General features: G+C 58.6%; 2 protein-coding genes and 1 pseudogene. 1 reads left to right on the forward strand and 2 read right to left on the reverse strand.

What is annotated here, in order from left to right; translation table 11 throughout:
- A pseudogene (locus tag Q7L55_03770) lies at positions 1-173 on the reverse strand (IS110 family transposase).
- Between the two features lie 321 nt (positions 174-494).
- Between Q7L55_03770 and Q7L55_03775 the strand changes: the two are divergent.
- A complete protein-coding gene (locus Q7L55_03775) occupies positions 495-1,733 on the forward strand; it encodes an IS110 family transposase (protein ID MDO8731676.1) in 1,239 nt (412 codons plus the stop codon).
- Here Q7L55_03775 and Q7L55_03780 read toward each other — a convergent pair.
- Positions 1,696-2,326, reverse strand: a 631-nt coding sequence (locus tag Q7L55_03780) for a diacylglycerol kinase family protein (GenBank protein MDO8731677.1), incomplete at its 5' end; no start/stop codon positions are given. The two genes, Q7L55_03775 and Q7L55_03780, sit on opposite strands and share 38 nt — an antisense overlap.

A 2,326-nucleotide genomic window follows, 5' to 3' on the forward strand; every position in this document is an offset into this window, starting at 1 on the left:
GCCTGTAGCACACCACCAGCGTAAAGCGTGGCCAGCTTGCGGGCATCCCGCTTATCGGTCTTCACCCGCTCACCGGGGGCTCTCGGGATTAGGGAAGGAGCAATCACGTCGCAGTGTACCCCAAGACTATCGAGCCATCTCTTGATAACAAACCCAGCACCGCTGGCCTCGTAGCAAAGACGGAGCTCTCAGTTTGCCCCACCGGCGCACTGCGCGCTCAAGCCGGGTACGGTCATTCGGTCCTTCTCAGAAGTCAAGCATGCCCCCCGGGGCACCACCAATAATGAAAATTGTCTGGTGATATGCTATTCTTCTCACCAGACAGGCCGGGTGTAGAGGTCGGTAGTCCTTGGTGCTGCGAGCCCGCGCAGAAGTCTGACACTGGGTGTCCCAGGCACCACCAATTGTTGCTCCCGCAAGGGAAGCACGCAGAGTAGATTCTGTTTAACGTCTGGCACCCCTCCCGGTCGTCTCATCAGTAGAAGGAGGAAGTCATGGAACTCGTTCACACTCATTGTTGCGGATTGGATATCCACAAGAAGAGCATCGCGGCCTGCGTCATCGTGCCGGGGACGAAGGGCCAGATTAGGAAGGAGATTCGCACTTTCGGCACCATGACTGAGGACATCATCAAGCTCTCGGAGTGGCTTTCGGCCTGTGGCATCACTCACGTGGCTATGGAGAGTACCGGGGAATACTGGAAGCCGATCTTCAACATCTTGGAGGACAACTTTCAACTGATTCTGGTCAATCCTCAGCACATCAAGACTGTGCCGGGACGTAAGACCGACGTCAGGGATTGTGAATGGATCGCCGACCTGTTGCGCCATGGACTGCTGAGGGCTAGCTTCGTTCCCGACCGGGAGCAGCGAGAACTGAGGGACCTTACCCGCTATCGTACCTCCATCATCGAGGAGCGGAGTGCAGAGGTAAACCGCTTGCAGAAGACTTTAGAGGGAGCCAACATCAGGCTGAGTTCGGTGGCCACCGACATTATGGGGGTGTCCGGTCGGAAGATGCTGGCGGCCATGCTGGAAGGCAAGGCCGACCCCAAGGAGATGGCGGAACTGGCCAAGGGGAGTATGCGGGAGAAGATTCCCCAGTTGGAGAAGGCTCTTGAGGGCCAGTTCCGGCCTCACCAGCGCTTTCTTGTGGCCCAGCAACTGGCGCACATTGACACTCTGGACGAACTGATTGAGCGTCTTAACAAAGAGATTGGAGACCGTGTCCGCCCTTTTGAGCAGCTTATCCAGCGCCTGGACGAGATACCGGGCGTTGGTCGAATCGTGACAGAGATCATAATAGCGGAGATAGGGACAGACATGAGCCGCTTTCCCACTGCCGATCATCTGGCCTCTTGGGCGGGGATGTCGCCGGGGAACAATGAGAGTGCGGGTAAACGCAAGAGTGGCAGGACGCGTAAAGGGAACAGCGCCCTGAGCCAAGCCTTGGTACAAGCTGGTCATGCGGCTGGGCACAAGCGAGATAGTCATTTGTCTGCCAAATATCGACGGCTGGCCAGTCGTCGAGGCGGGAAACGGGCTGCAGTAGCAGTTGGTCATCACATTCTCATCATTGCGTATCATATGATCAAGGAAGGCTCCGAGTATCATGACCTAGGTGGCAACTACTACGACCTCCGCGACCAAACGGTGATTCAGAACCGCCTAGTACGTCGACTGGAGGCCATGGGCCTCAAGGTCTCCATCGAGTCCGCCAAGGAGGCCGCCTAGTGGCAAAACCAACGCTTGGGGGAACCGTATTTTCAGAGTAGGACCGCACGGGCTCGCCGTCGTCAATCGCGATCTCGGCCATCGTGCATCGATACTTCAAAATGGTGGCCACCGCGCCCCACAAGAACGACACGAAGCCACCCAGCACTTTGGTAGTCCGATTGACCCGCGCCACCGTCTCGCCGCCCATGCCGAGGTCAGCGAAGTTCAGGAAAAAGAGTTCGGTAGATACACCATCGAAGCCGCGGAAGGTCGCCAGTCCAAGGTCGAATGCCACCGTCCGTCCGGCAGCTAGGTGCGGCACAGCGGCGAGGCCGGATGGCAGTCCGACACTCCTAACGAAATCGGCGCCCGTGCCACAGCAGGCGATACCCAGCCTTGCCGCCGGATTTATCATCTCTCCGCCGGCAAAAAAGCCGTTCACCACCTCGTTGAGCGTGCCATCGCCCCCACCGCGATCACGGTGTCGTGGCCGGCCCGCAGCGCCCGGCGCGTCAAATCGCTCGCATCTCCCGGCGCAGTCGTCAGGCAAACCCCGTTCGCCAGACCGTAAACCTTCAGTTGCTCCACCAACCGCGGCCAGAGCTTTGCCG

The organism is Actinomycetota bacterium, assembly GCA_030650795.1.
GTDB lineage: Bacteria > Actinomycetota > Actinomycetes > S36-B12 > S36-B12 > UBA11398.

Excerpts from the sequence above, each read along its gene's own strand:
- Q7L55_03775 (MDO8731676.1), top strand. The coding sequence starts at position 495 with ATGGAACTCGTTCACACTCATTGTTGCGGATTGGATATCCACAAGAAG.